The 18369-nt window shown below is 59.1% G+C and carries 16 protein-coding genes; 7 read left to right on the forward strand and 9 right to left on the reverse strand.

The features are described from left to right. Positions 1 to 115 precede the first annotated feature (115 nt). Positions 116 to 1012, forward strand: a complete 897-nt coding sequence (locus tag ACQY47_RS15075; protein WP_428549936.1) for a response regulator — start codon at positions 116 to 118, stop codon at positions 1010 to 1012. Between the two features lie 122 nt (positions 1013 to 1134). Further along, a complete protein-coding gene (locus ACQY47_RS15080; RefSeq protein WP_428549939.1) occupies positions 1135 to 1806 on the forward strand; it encodes a M23 family metallopeptidase in 672 nt (223 codons plus the stop codon). Positions 1807 to 1810: 4 nt separating this feature from the next. Here the strand turns inward: ACQY47_RS15080 and ACQY47_RS15085 are convergent, their stop codons facing one another. The 3 genes from ACQY47_RS15085 to phoB form a co-directional block, all read right to left on the reverse strand. Next, on the reverse strand, positions 1811 to 3151 hold the full coding sequence (locus tag ACQY47_RS15085; protein WP_017135804.1) for a hemolysin family protein: 1341 nt from the start codon (positions 3149 to 3151) through the stop codon (positions 1811 to 1813). 269 nt (positions 3152 to 3420) lie between these two features. Further along, entirely contained in the window at positions 3421 to 4707 is a 1287-nt protein-coding gene (gene phoR, locus ACQY47_RS15090; protein ID WP_178111008.1) for a phosphate regulon sensor histidine kinase PhoR, read from the reverse strand. A gap of 133 nt (positions 4708 to 4840) precedes the next feature. After that, the gene (gene phoB, locus ACQY47_RS15095; protein ID WP_003195617.1) at positions 4841 to 5530 is read right to left on the reverse strand and encodes a phosphate regulon transcriptional regulator PhoB; all 690 of its coding nucleotides are present in this window, start codon (positions 5528 to 5530) and stop codon (positions 4841 to 4843) included. A gap of 154 nt (positions 5531 to 5684) precedes the next feature. Between phoB and ACQY47_RS15100 the strand changes: the two genes are divergently transcribed. Beyond that, positions 5685 to 6065 (forward strand): COG4315 family predicted lipoprotein, encoded by a 381-nt coding sequence (locus tag ACQY47_RS15100; RefSeq protein WP_285684510.1) that lies wholly within the window; start codon positions 5685 to 5687, stop codon positions 6063 to 6065. A gap of 102 nt (positions 6066 to 6167) precedes the next feature. Here ACQY47_RS15100 and ubiA read toward each other — a convergent pair whose 3' ends face one another. Continuing rightward, a complete protein-coding gene (gene ubiA, locus ACQY47_RS15105) occupies positions 6168 to 7058 on the reverse strand; it encodes a 4-hydroxybenzoate octaprenyltransferase (RefSeq protein WP_428549944.1) in 891 nt (296 codons plus the stop codon). Then, complete coding sequence (locus ACQY47_RS15110; protein WP_428549947.1) at positions 7058 to 7621, reverse strand: chorismate--pyruvate lyase family protein; 564 nt, start codon at positions 7619 to 7621, stop codon at positions 7058 to 7060. The genes ubiA and ACQY47_RS15110 overlap by 1 nt, the downstream gene beginning before the upstream one ends. A 195-nt stretch (positions 7622 to 7816) precedes the next feature. Here ACQY47_RS15110 and ACQY47_RS15115 point away from each other — a divergent pair, with 195 nt between their 5' ends. The 4 genes from ACQY47_RS15115 to ACQY47_RS15130 all read left to right on the forward strand — a co-directional run bounded on the left by ACQY47_RS15115 (position 7817) and on the right by ACQY47_RS15130 (position 10878). Then, positions 7817 to 7984: a rubredoxin gene (locus tag ACQY47_RS15115; protein WP_003213373.1), complete on the forward strand. Its 168-nt coding sequence runs from the start codon at positions 7817 to 7819 to the stop codon at positions 7982 to 7984. A 36-nt stretch (positions 7985 to 8020) separates the two neighbouring features. After that, a complete protein-coding gene (locus ACQY47_RS15120) occupies positions 8021 to 9169 on the forward strand; it encodes an NAD(P)/FAD-dependent oxidoreductase (protein WP_017135809.1) in 1149 nt (382 codons plus the stop codon). A gap of 191 nt (positions 9170 to 9360) precedes the next feature. Continuing rightward, positions 9361 to 9636 carry an HU family DNA-binding protein gene (locus ACQY47_RS15125; RefSeq protein WP_003213368.1) on the forward strand — a complete coding sequence of 92 codons (276 nt, stop codon included), beginning with the start codon at positions 9361 to 9363 and terminating at the stop codon, positions 9634 to 9636. Between the two features lie 312 nt (positions 9637 to 9948). Beyond that, entirely contained in the window at positions 9949 to 10878 is a 930-nt protein-coding gene (locus ACQY47_RS15130; protein ID WP_428549952.1) for a hypothetical protein, read from the forward strand. A gap of 268 nt (positions 10879 to 11146) precedes the next feature. On the opposite strand, the gene ACQY47_RS15135 is transcribed toward ACQY47_RS15130, so the two are convergent. From ACQY47_RS15135 to ACQY47_RS15150, 4 genes are read right to left on the reverse strand one after another with little or no spacing between them, the layout of a single operon-like run. Next, positions 11147 to 11593: a hypothetical protein gene (locus ACQY47_RS15135; RefSeq protein ID WP_428549955.1), complete on the reverse strand. Its 447-nt coding sequence runs from the start codon at positions 11591 to 11593 to the stop codon at positions 11147 to 11149. A gap of 13 nt (positions 11594 to 11606) precedes the next feature. After that, positions 11607 to 15953, reverse strand: coding sequence for an RHS repeat-associated core domain-containing protein (locus ACQY47_RS15140; RefSeq protein ID WP_428549958.1), 4347 nt, complete (start codon positions 15951 to 15953; stop codon positions 11607 to 11609). 12 nt (positions 15954 to 15965) lie between these two features. Continuing rightward, positions 15966 to 16400 (reverse strand): DcrB-related protein, encoded by a 435-nt coding sequence (locus ACQY47_RS15145; protein ID WP_169988095.1) that lies wholly within the window; start codon positions 16398 to 16400, stop codon positions 15966 to 15968. Positions 16401 to 16415: 15 nt separating this feature from the next. After that, positions 16416 to 18356 (reverse strand): type VI secretion system Vgr family protein, encoded by a 1941-nt coding sequence (locus ACQY47_RS15150; RefSeq protein WP_236445921.1) that lies wholly within the window; start codon positions 18354 to 18356, stop codon positions 16416 to 16418. Positions 18357 to 18369: the final 13 nt, after the last annotated feature.

The raw sequence follows: 18369 nt of genomic DNA on the forward strand, positions 1-18369 counted from the left end.
ATCTGAATTTATTTGCGCAGCAGGAGCAATAAGTCCTTCTGTGACCAGCGAGTTTTGGCAAAATGCCATCAGTCAGGCGTTTTGCATGCCGAAGTTTTAATAGGATGAAGGGTCGATGAGTAAAGTCAGTGTATTGGTGGTGGACGACGCCTCGTTTATCCGCGATTTGGTGAAGAAGTGCCTGCGCAACTACTTCCCAGGCATCAAGATTGAAGACGCGGTAAACGGCAAAAAGGCGCAATCCATCCTGATGCGCGAGACCTTCGACCTGGTGCTGTGCGACTGGGAAATGCCTGAGATGTCTGGCCTTGAGCTGTTGACCTGGTGCCGTGAACAAGCCCATCTCAAAGCCATGCCGTTCGTGATGGTGACCAGCCGTGGCGACAAGGAAAACGTAGTGCAGGCGATCCAGGCCGGGGTTTCCGGTTACGTCAGTAAGCCGTTCACCAACGAGCAACTGCTGAACAAGGTCAAGCAGGCTTTGCACAAGATCGGCCGTCTCGACGCCCTTATCGCCAGCGCGCCGACCAAGATGAACTCGGCCTTCGGCAACGACTCTCTCAATGCCTTGACCGGCGGCAAGCCCGAGGCGGCCAAACCGGCGCCGATAGCTGCGCCGAGCAAAGGCCTGCTCAACAGCCAACCGGTGCCAGCGCCTGCTGCCTCGCCTGCCGGCGGTCGTGGCCAGGGCCAACTGCGGCTGTCCAGCGGCAACCAGCAATGTGTGATCAAGGCGCTGAGCATCAAGGAAGCGCTGCTGGTGGTCCGTCGCGGTGAAGTGCTGCCGCAGGTACTGGAAAGCGCCGTGCTCGACCTTGAGCAAGGCGAAAACGCCGAAGTCGCGCGCCTCAACGGCTACCTGCACGCCATCGTCGCCTATGAGCCACGGCCTGACAGCGACTGGCTGCAACTGACCTTCCGGTTTATTGACCAGGATGCGCAGAAGCTCGACTACATCTCCCGCCTGATCGCGCGCGGTACGGCGCAGAAGCATTTTGTGCCGGGTGCGTGAGCTACAGAGCAACACTTAACCAGTGTGGGGCTTGCCCGCTCCACAGTTGATCTTCTGTGCTTCACGCAGTGTTGTCATCAACCCTTGTTAGCCTGCCGAACAGTCATCCCGGCAGGTACGCCATGTTCATTCGCCTATTCCTGTTCTGTGGGCTGGCCACGGTTTGCACTTCGACCCTGGCCATGACCCTCTACAAAACCACCGATGCCAATGGCGTGGTGTCTTTCAGCGACCGGCAAACGCCGGGCGCCCAGGCATTTGTGATGCAGGAGCGCCGGGTGGAACGGACCAAACGGCCGGTGCCGGATATGCCCACATCAAGTTATCCACAGCAAGCCTATCGCTATCCTTTGCCTTGGCGTGGTGGGCCGTTTCGCTTGACCCAAGGCCCTAACGGCAGCTTCAGCCACACCGACGCCAAGAGCCGCTACGCCATGGACATCGCCATGCCCGAAGGCACACCAATCATTGCGGCGCGTAGCGGGATGGTGGTGAAGACCGAAAATAACCAGGCCGGGCGCGGTAATGACGCGTCCGGGAATTTCGTGCGCATACGCCACGATGACGGCACCGAGGGCGTGTATTTGCACCTCAAGCAAGGTTCGGTCAGCGTAAGGGCAGGGCAGCGTGTGGTGGTGGGAAGCCCACTGGCGTTGTCGGGCAATACCGGCAACAGCAGCGGGCCGCATCTGCATTTTGTGGTGCAGAAGGCTTCCGAGGCCGGGCTGGTTTCGATTCCGTATGAGTTCAACCAGCCGCTTGGCAAATTGCCCAACTTTGCGTTGGGCAATTGAGGCGTCAATCCAGCAGCAACACCTTGGCCAGGACGATCTTCGGCCCTTTCATCTTCTTGATGATGATGCGCAAGCCTTCAACTTCCAGCACTTCTTCCTCTTCCGGCACGCGTTTCAACGTGTCGTAGATCAAGCCGGCCAGGGTTTCGGCTTCGATGTGGTCCAGGTCCACGCCCAGCAGGCGCTCCACCTTGAACAGCGGCGTGTCGCCACGCACCAGCAGTTTGCCTGGCTGGTAGGCGAGGATGCCGCGCTCGGCCTTGCGGTGTTCGTCCTGGATATCGCCGACCAGCACTTCCAGCACGTCTTCCATGGTCAGGTAGCCGATGACTTTGCCGTCGGCTTCTTCCACCAGGGCAAAGTGCGCGCCGCCTTTGCGGAACTGCTCCAGCAACTGCGACAGCGGCATGTGCCGCGAGACACGCTCCAGCGGGCGGGTCAGCTCGGCCAGGTTGAACGACTCGGGGATGTGGTCCAGGGCAGCCAGTTCCAGCAGCAGGTCCTTGATGTGCAGCAAGCCGACAAACTCGTTGCGATCGGCGTCATACACCGGGTAACGGCTGAATTTGTGGCGGCGGAACAACGCGAGGATTTCCTTGAGCGGGGCGTTGAAGTCCAGGGTCACCAGGTCTTCGCGGGAGTTGGCCCAGTCCACCACTTCCAGCTCGCCCATTTCCACGGCCGAAGCCAGTACGCGCATGCCTTGGTCGCTTGGATCCTGGCCACGGCTGGAGTGCAGGATCAGCTTGAGTTCTTCGCGGCTGTAATGGTGCTCATGGTGCGGGCCGGGCTCGCCTTGGCCGGCGATACGCAAGATGGCGTTGGCGCTGGCGTTGAGCAGGTAGATCGCCGGGTACATGGCCCAGTAGAACAGGTACAGCGGCACCGCCGTCCACAGCGACAGCAGCTCGGGTTTGCGAATTGCCCAGGACTTGGGGGCCAATTCACCGACCACGATGTGCAGGTAGGAAATCACGAAGAAGGCGGCAAAAAACGACACGCCTTTGATCACTTCAGGCGATTGCACGCCGATGGCGCCCAGCAATGGCTCGAGGATGTGCGCAAAGGCCGGCTCACCGACCCAGCCCAGGCCCAGGGAGGCGAGGGTAATACCCAATTGGCAGGCCGACAGATAGGCGTCGAGCTGACTGTGGACGGTGCGCAGGATCTGCCCGCGCCAGCCGTTCTTGTGGGCGATGGCCTCGACCCGGGTGGCGCGCAGTTTGACCATGGCAAATTCCGCCGCAACGAAGAAACCGTTGAGCAGTACCAGGATCAGTGCAAAAAGAATCATGCCGAAATCGGCGAAGAGTGTAGCGAGGGTGATACCAGGGGAAGGGTCCATGATGGGGTTTTGCAGGTTCCGTGTGTTCAATAAGGGGTGACAGACAGGCCTGAAAGGCAGGCGCAAGTCGGCCAATGTAGCGGCTGACGGGGCGCTTGCCTAGTGCCCGCTGCCGGGCGGAGCCTGGAAAGCCTTCTGCCAAACCATGCAAATCCAATGTGGGAGCTGGCTTGCCTGCGATAGCGGCCTGCCAGTTGAGGTGATTTCAGCTGACCCACCGCCATCGCAGGCAAGCCAGCTCCCACACTTAGATTTACGTCGTTTTCGGGCTATTCATCTGTGCCGATCACCCGCGAGCGGGTCATCTGCGCCGGTGGGAAATGGCAGGTAAAGGTGCTGCCATGCCCCAGCACGCTGCTGATCTCCAACCGTGCGCGGTGGCGCAACAGCACGTGTTTGACGATCGCCAGGCCCAGCCCGGTGCCGCCGGTGTTGGAGTTGCGGCTTGAGTCGACGCGGTAGAAGCGTTCGGTCAGGCGCGGCAGGTGCTTGGCGTCGATACCGATGCCGGAGTCCTGCACGCTCAAGTGTGCGCCGTGCTCATCGCTCCACCAGCGGATGCGGATATTGCCCTTGTCCTGGGTGTACTTCACGGCGTTGAACACCAGGTTGGAAAACGCGCTGCGCAACTCACCTTCGCTGCCTTTGAGCAATACCTGCGGGTCGGCTTCCAGTGTGATCTGTTGCCCGCGCTCGCCGGAAAGCGCCTGGGCGTCATTCTTGATGGTCTGCAGCAGGCTTTGCACCGCCACCGGATGGTTGTCCGACGGGTAATCGGTGGCTTCCAGCTTGGCCAGCAACAGCAGGTCATTGAGCAGGGTTTGCATGCGTGAGCCCTGCTGTTGCATCTGCTGCAGGGCACGGCTCCAACGCGGGTTGATCTCGTCGACGTTGTCCAGCAGCGTCTCCAGGTAGCCGCAGATCACCGTCAACGGCGTACGCAGTTCGTGGGAGACGTTGGCGACGAAGTCTTTGCGCATCTGTTCCAACTGGTGAATGCGGGTCACGTCGCGCACCAGCATCAGGTGCTCGTTGTTGCCATAACGCGTCAGGTACAGCTGGATGCGCACGCGGTCATTGGTAGGCGAGGGGATTTCCAGCGCTTCTTCGTAGTTTTCCTGCTCGAAATATTCCTTGAAGCGCGGGTGGCGCACCAGGTTGGTCACCGGCTGACCGCTGTCCTGGGGCGTCTTGAGGCCCAGCAAGGTCTCGGCAGCGCGGTTCCACCACTCCAGGTTGCCGTCGCTGTCGAGCATGATCACCGCGTCTTTGAGCGCAGCGGTAGACTCCTGCACCCGGTCGATCACCGCCTGCAGGCGCCCGCGAACCCGTTGGTCGCGGCGTTGCAGGTGGTAGATGCTGTCGAACACTTCGCCCCACAGGCCGTAGCCGTCGGGTGGTGCTTCGTCGGGTTTGTGCTGGCGCAGCCATTCATGCAGGCGCAGCAATTGTTTGAGGGTCCAGCCCAGGTATAGGCCGATACCGACCGCGAGGCTCCAGCCGTAATAGCCGCTGATCAAGCCCACCACCAAGCAACCGGTGATCAACAGAAGCATGTGGCGAATCAGGGTGCCATGCCAGTTCTGGTTCAAGTTGCGTCCTTCGGAGCAGTTTCAAGTTTCAAGCTGCAAGCTCCAAGCTAAAGCAGTCCCGCTTTTAACTTGCGGCTTGTGGCTGATTGCTTACAACTCAACCTTTGGTGGAAAAGCGATAGCCGGTGCCGCGCACGGTTTGTACCAGATTCTCGTAGGCATCGCCCAAGGCTTTGCGCAGGCGGCGGATATGCACGTCAACCGTGCGCTCCTCCACATACACATTGCCGCCCCACACCTGGTCCAACAATTGCCCACGGGTATAGGCGCGCTCCTGGTGGGTCATGAAAAATTGCAGCAGGCGGTATTCGGTCGGCCCCATCTCGGCCGGCTTGCCGTCGATGGTCACGCGGTGGCTGATCGGGTCCAGGATCAGCCCGTCGACTTCGATCGGCGCTTCGCCATCGGTAGGGCCGGCACGGCGCAGTACGGCCTTCAGGCGCGCTACCAGCTCACGTGGGGAAAACGGCTTGGTGATGTAGTCATCAGCGCCGACTTCCAGGCCCTGGATTTTGTTGTCCTCTTCACCCTTGGCGGTGAGCATGATGATCGGGATATCCCCGGTCAGCTCGTCACGCTTGAGGCGACGGGCCAGTTCGATGCCGGAGGTGCCGGGCAACATCCAGTCCAGCAGGATCAGGTCCGGCTTGCGGTCGACGATAATGGCATGGGCCTGCTGGGAGTTCTCCGCCTCCAGGCAGTCATAGCCGGCCATTTCCAACGCAACGGCGATCATCTCGCGAATGGGCGCTTCGTCGTCAACGATCAGAATGCTCCTGCCAACCATGCTCAAAATCCTCTTGTCATTTAACTGTCTTGCGCCGCATTAGATAACGGAATTATTGCAGTCGTGTGACAGTAATTTAGACGATCGGGCAATTCACGGCACTCTGGACTACCCTTTGGGTCCGAATCCTGACAACCACAAAAGGAAGGTTCCGATGACTCAAAGTACTTTTTCCTGGAAAGCCCTGTTGGTAACGGCGGCGTTGACCCTGCCGACACTGGCATTTGCGGCTGAGCCGGCGATGACTAAGGACGGCGTGTTGGTGGATCACAAGGGCATGACGCTCTACACCTTTGCCAAGGACTCTGGTGACAAGTCCATGTGCAACGACAAGTGCGCCACGAACTGGCCGCCGTTGATGGCTGAGTCCACTGACAAACCGATGGGCAAATGGACCGTCATCACGCGTGACGATCAGAAGAGCCAGTGGGCCTACAGCGGCAAGCCGCTTTACACCTTCGTCATGGACAAGAAGGCCGGCGACATGACCGGTGAAGGCAAAATGGACGGTGCCTGGAAGGTGGCCAAGCCTTGACTCTGCGGCGCCATTGAAACCTTCGCGAGCAAGCCCGCTCCCACACTTGGAATGCGTTCCAAATGTGGGAGCGTGCTTGCCCGCGATGGCGTCAGCACTGAATTACCGAAACCCGTAATCCGCCACAATCCCGACAAAAATCGCCAACCCCGCCCAGTGGTTATGCAAAAACGCCTTGAAGCATTTCATCCGATCCTTGTCCCGGGTGTACCAGAACTCCCAGGCAAAACAGCCCGCCGCCGCCAGCAACCCCAGATGGAACCAGCCACCCAGCTCAAACCGCTGCCCCGCCAATAGCAGGCACACCAGCGATAAACCTTGCAGGGTCAGAATGATCACGCGGTCCGCATCGCCGAACAGAATGGCGGTGGATTTCACCCCGATCTTCAAGTCGTCATCGCGGTCGGTCATCGCGTAATACGTGTCGTAGCCCACCGTCCACAGCAAGTTGGCGATGTAAAGCAGCCACGCCGTGGCCGGCAAATGCCCGGTCTCGGCAGTGAATGCCATCGGCATGCCCCATGAAAACGCCGCGCCCAGCACCACTTGTGGGTAATAGGTGTAGCGCTTCATGAACGGGTAGCTCGCCGCCAGCGCCAGGCCGCCCAGGGACAGCAGGATGGTGGTCGCGTTGGTCAGCAGCACCAGCAGAAAACTGATGCCCATCAGCACCGCAAAAAACACCAAGGCCTCTTTGGAGCTGATCTTGCCGCTCACCAGCGGCCGCTGTTCGGTGCGTTTCACATGGCCGTCGACCTTGCGGTCGGCCCAGTCATTGATCACGCAGCCACCGGCACGGGTCAGCACTACGCCGAGCACGAAAATCACGATATTAATCAACGACGGCGAGCCCTTGCCCGCAATCCACAGCGCCCACAGCGTCGGCCACAGCAGCAGGTAGATGCCGATGGGTTTGTCCATGCGGGTCAACTGAATGAAATCCCACGCCCTGGGGTTCAGGCGGTTCAAGGACTTGAGCAGACGTTGATACATCAGCAGTTCTCCGGGTGGTCATGCAGCGCATGCCAGAAGCTGGGCAGGAAAGTTTCCGCGACCAGCACGCTCAACGGCCCGCGATCAAAGCGCGAGCGGCGCGCCCACAGGCCATCGGCCTGGTCGGCGCTCGGCAGCCATTGCCGTGGGTAATGGCACACCTCGATCGCCTGGCGAGTGAACGCGTGGTCGCAGAACAGCAACTCGCCCAGCGAACGGCTGCCCAATTCGTCCATGTGCAAGCCATCGCCCTGCAAGGCACTGCGCGCCGCCACGCTGCGGGCAAACACCCACGGTTGGCCATGCCCGCGCAAATACACCTCGCGTACCCAGCCGACCGTGGCCGGGGCCATACCCAGCGCTGCACATTCATCCTCGCGCAGTGGCTGCCAGCCTTCGAACAGTGGCGTCACGCTGAAGCCGTCGTTGGACAGCCACGTAAGCCGGCGCGTCAGCGAGCCTTCGTCGAACAGCCAGTTGAGGGTCAATGGCGCGGGCATTGGGCTCAGAAGGCTCTGGGTCAGCCATTGGCAAGCATCGGGACAGGCGATTGAGTGCGGCACGGTGAGTCAGTTTTGGCAGTAAAAGAGGCGGCGAGCTTACCATGGCGTCCTGAACTTTTGCCGGGCTGAACCGGCCGTTTGCGCCGAACATGCTTGCATCTGCCGGCCCCGATCAGTACAAAACGCCCTGAGCCGCACGGCAACGTTGGTCTATCGACCGTCGGCCAAGATGCCTGGACCCTGAGGAAGCAAGTAATGAAGAAGTGGCAATGTGTAGTCTGCGGCCTGATCTATGACGAAAAAGACGGCTGGCCGGATGACGGTATCGCACCGGGCACCCTGTGGCAGGACGTTCCGGAAGACTGGCTGTGCCCGGACTGCGGCGTGGGCAAAATGGATTTCGAAATGATCGAAATCGGCTAAACATCGGTTTAAGAAACGTACTACAAGGAGAAAGGAATGAACGCACCTGTCGTGATCATCGGCACAGGGCTGGCCGGTTACAACGTGGCCCGGGAATTTCGCAAGCTCGACAGCGAGACCCCGTTGCTGCTGATCACCGCGGATGACGGGCGCTCCTACTCCAAGCCCATGCTCTCCACCGGCTTTGGCAAGAACAAGGAAGCCGATGGCCTGAGCATGGCTGAGCCGGGCGCCATGGCCGAGCAACTCAAGGCCGAAGTGCGCACCCACACGCGCATCAGCGGCATCGACCCGGGCCACAAACGCCTGTGGATCGGCGAGGAAGCGGTAGCCTACCGCGACCTGATCCTGGCTTGGGGCGCAGAAGCCGTGCGCGTGCCGGTCGAAGGCGATGCGGCGGAACTGATTTTCCCGATCAATGACCTTGAAGATTACGCACGCTTCCGTGCCGCTGCTGCCGGTAAGCGCCGTGTGCTGCTGCTGGGCGCGGGCCTGATCGGCTGTGAATTCGCCAACGACCTGATACTTGGCGGCTATGAAATTGATCTGGTCGCACCCTGCGAGCAAGTCATGCCGACTCTGCTGCACCCAGCAGCGGCTGGCGCTGTGCAAGCCGGGCTGGAAGGCCTCGGCGCGCGGTTCCACTTGGGCCCGGTGCTCAACCGCTTGCAGCGCACGGCGGATGGCCTGGAAGCGCACCTGTCGGATGGTGAAGTGATCCACTGCGACCTGGTGGTCTCGGCCATCGGCCTGCGTCCGCGCGTGGACCTGGCTGCTGCCGCCGGCCTGCAGATCAACCGTGGAATCATGGTGGACCGCCACCTCAAGACCTCCCACGCCAACATCTACGCCCTGGGCGACTGCGCCGAGGTCGATGGCCTCAACCTGCTGTACGTGATGCCATTGATGAGCTGTGCCCGCGCCCTGGCCCAAACCCTTGCCGGCAACGCCACGGCCGTCAGCTATGGGCCGATGCCGATCACCGTCAAAACCCCGATCTGCCCTCTGGTGGTATCGCCGCCGCCACGCGGCACCGAAGGAGTGTGGAGCGTCGAAGGGCAGGGCGCCGACATCAAGGCCTTGTGCCGCGACGCCAGCGGCCGCCTGCTGGGTTATGCGCTGACCGGCAGCGCCGTCATGGAAAAACTTGCCCTTAACAAAGAACTTCCGCCATTGCTGGCGTAAATGCCGGTCGTTCTGTCGGAATCAGCACCTTCTTACCCCCAGAAAGGTCGCCGCGAGACTGGCGGAGCGTGCGAGGGCATGCCATCCTCACTCCCGTCTGCCGCAGAGTAGAGCCTGCGGCGCCTTGGGCGCTGCTCCACCAGAGAGCAGCACGGACATAACAACAAAAAACCGTCAAAGAGGCTTCACTTATGCGTAAACCAGAACTCGCAGCCGCTATTGCAGAAAAAGCAGACCTGACCAAAGAGCAGGCCAACCGCGTCCTCAACGCCGTTCTCGAAGAAATCACCGGCGCCCTGCACCGCAAGGACAGCGTCACCCTGGTGGGCTTCGGCACCTTCCTGCAACGCCACCGCGGCGCCCGCACCGGCAAAAACCCGCAAACCGGTGAGCCAGTGAAAATCAAGGCCAGCAACACCGTTGCGTTCAAGCCGGGCAAGTCGCTCAAAGACAGCGTCAACCCGTAATAGCAGGACCGTCTGAAGGGAGGCGGGTTGGTAAGAAAATGGGCACGCCGACTGGGTTGGGTGCCCATTTTTGTTGGGCGTCGTTAAAGCGGGTGATGGCACCGGCACTTCAATGGCTCTAAAGGTGGGGGGCAAAGCAACGGGTCGTCTCGATGTTTTTTATAACTATTTAAATATTCAGATTCAGCGCAGTAGTCACGCGTACGGAGTTAGGCTGCTATTTGAATTGGAACGGTTTTGCTTTATGCAACCACGTATAGGCTGAGGTTGCAGGGAGCCCTCCTTAAGTCGATAACTTACTTGGAGAAAAAAATGAAACTATCCAATCAAGCCTATGTTCCCCTCCTTCCGCCCCTGACTAACGTCGATGTGGCACAACCAAAACTACCGGTGCCACCAGGACTACTCGATCAGTCCTCCCAACCGACTAAACCGGGCGCGCATACATTAGATCCAAATGCTTACCCTGAAGGTACCGCTGAGGAGCATAGTAATAGAACGATCAGGGGTTTTAGGTTTCGCCCCAGAATACCTGCAACAAGGCCACTCAAACCGCCAAAACCGCTAACGCCACCTAAACCACCTAGGCCCGCACCCTCGGCGAGTAGGCCAAGCAGTGTCGCGAGTGCTGCCAATACCGCCAGGGCTGTTGGCGCATTGCAGTTCCCTCCCATTGCCTCCTCACTGGCCACTCAGGCGCGAAACTCGTTCGTTGAGGCGGGTGTAAGTACCCTGATCAACCTTCCATTCAGCGTTGCCCAGCATGTAACGTCGAAAGCCATGACGGATAGAATTGACGCGCAATCGAAAATGCCCGGCGCAGAGAAAAAGAACGTAGACGGAACAAAGAGTACTGTAGATCCGTCCGCGACAGATCAACAAAAAATAGAAGCACGCCTGGAAGGTGCTGAAATAAAAACAGAGTTATTGGCCAACACCATTCTGTCCATCAACGAAGGGGCAGACGCTAATGCGGTAGGTAAAGACCCCGCGGCGTCAACCGACATCAATGCGCGATTGACCGGCCTTGAGAAGAGGATGGACACAATAGAGGGGCAGATGGAAGGCATCGCTAAACGATACGGACTTGTCTACTGCCCCTATTCCGAACCTGAATCTTCGCAAGCACCGACAGATAAGTCTCGTATAGAGACTATTGAACAGCGCTACAAGTATATGAATACAATGGTTAAAAAATTGAAAGCTGCCAAGGAAATCGATAAAGAGGATGATGCGGAATAAGATTTTTTAAGAAAGGGAAGAGGGGACAGATTTATTTAATTTTGCTGAGTTTAATAAAGTTGTCTCCTTTTCCGTTGTTGTTTCAGGGTGGGTGTTAGCGGAAAAGGGGCCGCATTTATTTAAGAGCTAGAGTGAGATGGGTAATAAATCTGTCCCCAATTTTATTAAGGTTAGGTGGGCGGGGCTAGGTCGACGATTAAGGGTACATATTTAGTCTGCTTATAATTATAAGGTTGCTCCAGTTATCCATGACTTTCTTTATCCAATTTTAGTCAGGGTTCTTCAGTTGCTCCGGTGGTAACTTTTGCACTTCGTCGCGTATAGAGTTGTAAATGCTTTCGATAGGCTTCGATACCTTGATCTGTAGTGCGTCAAAAACTTCTTTTACCGCTCTTTCGTGATACTCAAGGTATTTTTCATAGCCCGAAGGGTCTTGATTGATAGGCTGGCTGGGCATTTTCAAAGAGTAACTCACGGCTTTATTTCTTTTAGATACCTCGGGCCCGGTTACATTTAAGTCCACTAGTCCAGGTACGCTCGAGTCTTTAAGGCTCAGCCAATAGTTGTCGCCATACTTTTTATCGAACAGTTCGGTTTCTATTATTTGTCGTTCCAGCTGTTCTCGGATAATCCGGCTGACATGATGCGACACATAAAAAACGGCAGCAGGATTTGGAAAGAGACCGCCTATGGATATAGGGTACGGGTTGCGCATTATTCATCCTCTCTTATTTGCCACACAGCGATTTAGGGCCTTTATAGCTTTTTTTGTTTCCTTCCGGTATAAGTCCGCCAGTTTTTTTGTAATGCGCATCCAATTTTGCAGTTTCGATAGTTTTGGCCGCTTCTGTCGTACTTATGCCGCTTTGCAGAATTGTACCCTTAATCGTTTTTCCAGGATTCAGCCGTTCTAATTTTTCTACTTGTTGGTGAAGCCTGGTTGGGTTACCGCTGGATTTAGTTACGCGGTTCATATCGGCTTTACCGTACTTATGCAGCTCGCCGTCTATTCGGATTTCGTACACGCCGAAATTGCCTTGTGCGCCGTTGGTGTTGAGATTTAAAAGTCCCCATGGATCAATCCATGAGATGGGGTTTGGTGCGTATTTGTAGAGGTTGATTCCTCCCGCCAACCCAATCGGATCCGGCGTCGTAAACCGCCCCACATCCGGATCATAAAACCTGAACGTATTGAAATGCAGCCCCGTCTCCCGGTCCAGGTACTGCCCCTGGAAACGCAGGTTCTGCTCCTCAATGTAATAAGGCTCACGCACCTCTTCCAGCGTGTTGCCCCACACCCGATAAGTCGCCTGCCAGAGCATGTGCCCATCAGCCTCGGTCAACTGCTCCGGCAACCCATTCAGGTCGTTATGGTAGTAACGAATCTTCTGCAACGGCCCGGCACCGTCAACGCGAGCCAAGGGTTGGTAGCCTTCATCTTCATAGACGTAAAGACTCGTCTGACTGTGCTTATGCTCCTGCAATAACCGCAAGCCGTCCCAGGTAAACCGCGTTTCCCCCAGTGGATATCCATCACCGCCATGCTCGGTTTTTTCTATCCGACGCCCCAGCGGGTCATACACCATCCTGACCACGCTACCATCGTCATTACGCACCTCCACCAACCGGCTCTCAGCGTCATACGCAAACCGCTGCAGCCCACGTTTGGCGCTGCGCTTTTCAATCATCCGCCCAAACGCATCGTAGCGATAACGCTTGTCCTGATACGTCAGCAGCTTGTTATGCACCACCAACCCGGCACCCGCTTGCGGGCCATCCAGCAGGTTGGCGGCGGCGTCATAGGCAAAGGTTTCGCGCTGCCCGTGCAGGCTGTCCTGGCTGGCGATGATGCGGCCGGTGGTGTCGTAGTGCAGCAGTTGGCGATGTTGCGCGGCGGGTTGCTGGTCGAGTTTGCCGATCAGGTTGTCGGCGGGGTCGTATTCGAATTGCTTTTGTGCCGCTGCGGGCATCAGCGTTGGCTGGCTGTTCAGGCGGCGCTGGCGTGAGCGCAGGCGGCCGCTGCGGTCGTATTCGCTGCGGGTGCTGAGCTGGCCCTGGGTGCGCAGCACTTCGCGGTGCAGGCGGTCTCGCTCGAAATCGCTGATGACCTGGCCGTCGAGGTTGATCTGGTGCAGGTGGCTGCTGCCGTAGTACAGGCGGTTGAGCCAGCGGCCGTCCGGCAGTTGGGTCTGGATCAGGTTGCCGAGTTCGTCGTAGTGATGTTGCAGGTTGCCACCGGCACTCTGTTCGGCAAGTAACTGGCCGAGGGCGTCGTAGGCGAAACCCAGCGCCTGGGCGTTGCCTTGCAGATCAGTGAAGGTCACAGCCGTGAGCTGATCTACCGCATCGTAGCGGTAGTTGGTGCGGCCATCGTCGGTGGTTTTGGCGACCAGTCTGCCGACCGCATCACGCTCCAGCCGATGAACGATGGGCGCGGGTGGCGTCTCGGGCACCACCGCCAGTCCATTGCCATAAGGTGCAGGATGAGCAGTCACCGTCGTGATGTTGTCGAGCAAGTCGTAGTCGTAGCGTTTGGCGCTGCCGTCGAGGTCTTGCTGCTCGGTCAGCCGATCCCCGGCGTCCCACGCAAACCGATAGCTTTCACCGTTCTCATTGACCAGCGCTTGCAACCGCCCGTAGCTGTCATACCCAAACTGCACCTGCCGCCCATGGGCATCGGTGCGTTGGCGTACCTGGCCTCGCCGGTTGTGTTGGTAGAGCGTGGTGTGCCCGGCGGGGTCGGTGTAGCCCACCAACTGCCCGCTGGCGTCGCGCTGATACTGCTCGGTGCGCCCATCCGGTAATTGGCTGCTGAGCAAACGCCCCTGGGCGTCGTAGCTGAACTGCGTGCGTTCACCCAAGGCATCAGTGATGACCTGCAAATAGCCACGGTCGTCGTAGCTGAAACGCGTCGGGTAGCCCGAGCAGTCGATATGCTCGACCAACTGCCCAAACGGATTCCAGCGCAGTTGTTTGCTTTTGCCAGTGGCATCAATGATTTCTACTGGCTGGCCGTGGGCGTCATAGCGGTAACGGGTGATATAGCCCAGCGGATCGGTCTCGGCGATGCAGTTACCGCGTGGGTCGTAGCGATACTGCCAACTGTTGTCGGCGGCGTCGGTTTCCACCAGCGGTAAAGCCCAATGCTCCAGCCACAAGGTCGAATCACTGCGGCCCAGCGGGTCGGTTTCGCCAATTACGTTACCGCTCTCATCGTAGCTGTATTCATAGCGCCCACCCAGCGGGTCAGTCGCGCTGAGCAACTGACGTTCGTCATTCCACTCAAATAGCCAAGTCTGGCCGAGGTTGTCGCTGTACTGAATGATCTGATGCTGAGTATTCCAGTACCGCGTACTCACGCGCTGCAGGCCGTCGGTGATGCGCGTGAGGCCAGCCTGCAGGTCATAGTCGAACTGGTAAGCGTCGCCCTCATCGGTCCAATGCCGAACCACGCGCCATTCCAGGCCTTCAACCAGTGCCCACTCATAGAAACAGCGCAATCCGGTGGGCAACTGATGCTCCACCATTCGGCACCCGGCATCGTAGGCGAAGCGCCGCTGCACCTGGCCGGTTGCATCACGCACTTGAGCGAGATTGCCCGCCGCGTCGTAGCCGTAGCTCACCAGCACTTCGCGACGTTGGTCCGGGTACAGGCGTTCGATGCGGCTCAGATAGCCCTGATCGCGGATCAGCTCAACCTGAACCAGATCGAACGTGTCGCGCAGACGCACCAAACGTCCGGCTTCGTCATAGTCGATATAGATACGGTTGTCGTTACGATCACCCAGTTGGCTCAGGCGCAGTCGTGCCGAGTTTGCGGGGGCCGGCTCGAACAAACGATACATGCCGTCGTCGCTTTCGATCAGCAACTGACCATTGAGGTGTCGTCGCACCGCAAGCCCTTCACCGGCGCTGAACACCGCGCCGCCCAAGGGAATGGCGCCCATGTCGATGGGCCGACCCTGCTCATCGGTATACACCAGCGTTTCGCCGCCTTCGGGATGCGGCTGAATGTCGACGCACACCTCGTAGGGCACGCTCCAACCGGCGCCAAACAGGCTGCCCGGGCGTTCATCACGGCTGTTGTAGAAGCGCTGCCAGTCAATCGGCAGGATACCCGGCAGCACAAAATCCAGGTCGTCGACATCACCCAGTACCTTCGCGCCCGTCGCGGCATGCACCGGATTCGACGAGCCCATCGCGGCGTTGGCCGCAGCGCCCATCGCGCTGCTGATGGCCATCGAAGTGGCGCCGCTGACCAACATGCACGGCAACTTGCTGAAGAACTTGCCCTTGCCACCCTTTAGCATCAACAACGCCGTAACCGCCAACCCGACGCCAGGCGTCTTGCCGCTGCGAATCTCACGCACCACCACCGAACCGCCACCAATGGTCACGTTGGAGGAAATCAGCCCGGACGACACCACCGTCGCATCGCAGGTACTGCGATCACCACTGCGCACGGCGGGTTGGCCGTTGACCGTGACTTTTTCCGACCCCTCGGCCAGAAACTGCGGCGGCATGGGCGGGTGCTTCATACACACCACCAGGTCCAACGGCTTGGGCACAGCGCCTGGCGCAGGGGTGGCAACGGTAGGACGCCACATCTGCGAGAAGAACCCCTCGGCCATGTCCAGGAAGCTGGGTTCCGGTGCGGGCGGGGGGGCTTCCAGCTCGGTACCGGCCGGTTCGACATGGGAGCTGATTGCTCCCGCAGCGCGGGCGGCTGGCATCTTGTTGGTCAGGGTGTTGGTGGAGCCGGTGAGAATGTTCGCCTGCACCGTGGGCGGAAACAGGGCGTTGCTAAAAGCGTCGCATAAATGGGTCAGCCCTTTGTCTGCTCCGCTCTTGCTCATCAGCAGGCCGACAATCGTGCCCACCACCGCGCCGAGCAGGATGCACCCAAGCCCGCCTGTGGCGACGGTGATACCGGTGACCGCCACCACGGCAACCGTCGCCGCAGCCGTGATCGCGATATTGGCCGCCACCTCCAGCACACCGCCGAGGATGTCCGCCATCATCGAAGTGTGGGACAGCGCATCGCCCATCCGGGCTGCCCATAACGGGTCAGACATACAGGTGGCTCATCAAGAAATGGCGTCGAACGACAACGAGCTTTTTATCAATGCCCAGTGCGCCGCCTCGGCATCGCCGAGCGCCTGCGCCTTTACGTAACTCAAGGCGAGCATCTTGCGGGTGCCAGGTATTACCAACGCCAGCTGATACTGGAAAACCTTGTCATTGCCCTTGTTGAACTGGCTGCGCAGCTCGATAGCGTCGACTTCCTGTGCCGCACCCAGGCGCACATCGATGCCGGGCTGGCAGCGCAAGTCCTGCACCTGTTTTTCCAGACGCTTGAGCTGGTCGTCGAAGTTGCTGTGCAGGGTTTCGCCTTCGGTGAGCATGCTGCGGCTGATGATCAAGGAGGTGCCTAGCTCGGGGAACTTGAGGATATTGATCGTCGCGTCCAGCAGCTCGGTGGTCGGCAGTTGAAACTGGAATTCGTTGATTCGGTACGTCATGGCAAACAGGTCTCGTCAGGAGCTTTTAGGCGCGGGGAAGACCGCTTTTATATTGGCGTCGATGCTTTTTTTGTTGCCCTGGCCCTCGGGGGTGGCGCCGGGGCCGTGGCCGTTGTTCAGGTGCAGTACGCCCTTGGTGTTGAACTCTGCGTCGCCGCTGGCATAAAAGCTGATATTCACCCCAGTGAGGTTGATCTGCCCGCTGGCATTCAACTCCAGGATGCTTTCGCCGCACACAAGGCGCAGGTTTTCCCCCACTTCAATCACGTAGCTCTGGCTGATGCTGTCGGTCTTGCGCTGGCCCACCACCAGCACATCCTCCTGCTTGACCATGCGCGTGCGGTTATTACCAATGGTCACCGTCTCGTTATGCCCAATGCTCTTGTTGCGGTCATGCCCCACCGAGTGGCTTTCATCCACCTCCACCACGATGTCCTGATTGCGCTCGGCGTGGATATACAGCTGCTCCAGCCCCTTCTTGTCCTCCATACGGATTTCATTGAAGTTGGCCGGCGTGCCGCCTTTGCTGGAGCGGCTTTTCATGCCGCTCTGGGTGGCGTTTTCCGGCAGGTCGTAAGGCACGGTCTGCTCGGCGTTGTAGACGCGCCCGGTGATGATCGGGCGGTCCGGGTCGCCTTCCAGAAAGCTCACGATCACTTCCTGGCCGATCCGTGGGATTTGCATCGAACCCCAGTTCTTGCCGGCCCAGGACTGCGACACACGAATCCAGCACGAGCTGTTTTCGTTGGATTGGTCGTGACGGTCCCAGTAGAAGTGCACCTTCACGCGGCCGTACTGGTCGGTCCAGATTTCCTCGCCCTTGGGACCGACCACCAGCGCAGTCTGCGGGCCTTTGACGATGGGCCGGTGGGTGCTGGCCAGCGGTCGGAAGCTTTGCTGGGCGTCAATACAGGTGAGGCTGCTTTCGAACTGCGCCGACCCTGAGCCGCCGCCGGTTTCCAGGCTTTCCTGGACGATGGCATAGCGGCAGCCGACGATCAGGTATTCGCGGTTCTGGTCCTGGCGGCTGAAGCCGGTGAGGCTGAACAAATGGCCCGAGCCCAGGCCCCGCGCATTACCGTTGAACTCGATCTGCTCATGCAGGGTTTGCAGGGCTTCGATGCGGGTGCGCGCATAGTGCTCACCGTCGGCGCTTTGCACGTAGGTGCCGGGGTAGTCGTACAGCGGGTAGTCGCCGGCGGTGTGCGGGCGCGGCATGGCCGAGCGCACGTCGATACTGGCGCTGGGGCGCTGGAAGTCGTAGTCGTTAAGCTCCAGCGACCCAGGCTGCACTTCCTGAGCCAGGTGCCAGTTGTGCATATGGTCGCGTTCGCGCTGCTGCTCGTCCTTGGGGTAGTACGGGATCGACGCATAGCCCGGCACCGTGGTGTGGGCGCCATAAGCATCGGCCAACACCAGCACATGACGGTCCTGTTCATGGCGGAAGAAGTAGTAGATACCTTCCTGTTCCATCAAGCGGCTGACGAAATCGAAGCTGGTCTCGCGGTACTGCACGCAGTATTCCCACTCGCGATAAGGGCGGCTCAGCGCGTCTTCGAAGTCGGAGAAGCCCAGGTCGCGGAACACTTGCTTGATGATCTGCGGGATGCTCAGGTTCTGGAAAATCCGGCAGTCCGAGGTGCGGCTGAGCAGCCAGAACCACGGGCGCAGGGTCACCTGATAACTGGCGAACTGGCCTTGGTCGATATTCTGGCTGCAACGCGCAACGATGCCGTGGAAGTGCCGCTCGCCACCGTCCGCCAGCTGCACGCCAACGCTCATCGGCTTGCCCAGCAACTGGTTAAGGTCGATGTTGGCGTCCAGAGAGGTCAGTCGCAGCTCATAGTTGAACAACCTGCCCAGCTCTTCGCCGCCGCCCATTTCATTGAGCAGCAGCACATCCGGCCCGAGCGGGCTGGTGATCTTGGCCAGGCGTGAGGCTTGGTTGAATAGCATCGGTAGTCCCGTA

This window comes from Pseudomonas edaphica, assembly GCF_965277385.1.
Lineage (GTDB): Bacteria > Pseudomonadota > Gammaproteobacteria > Pseudomonadales > Pseudomonadaceae > Aquipseudomonas > Aquipseudomonas edaphica.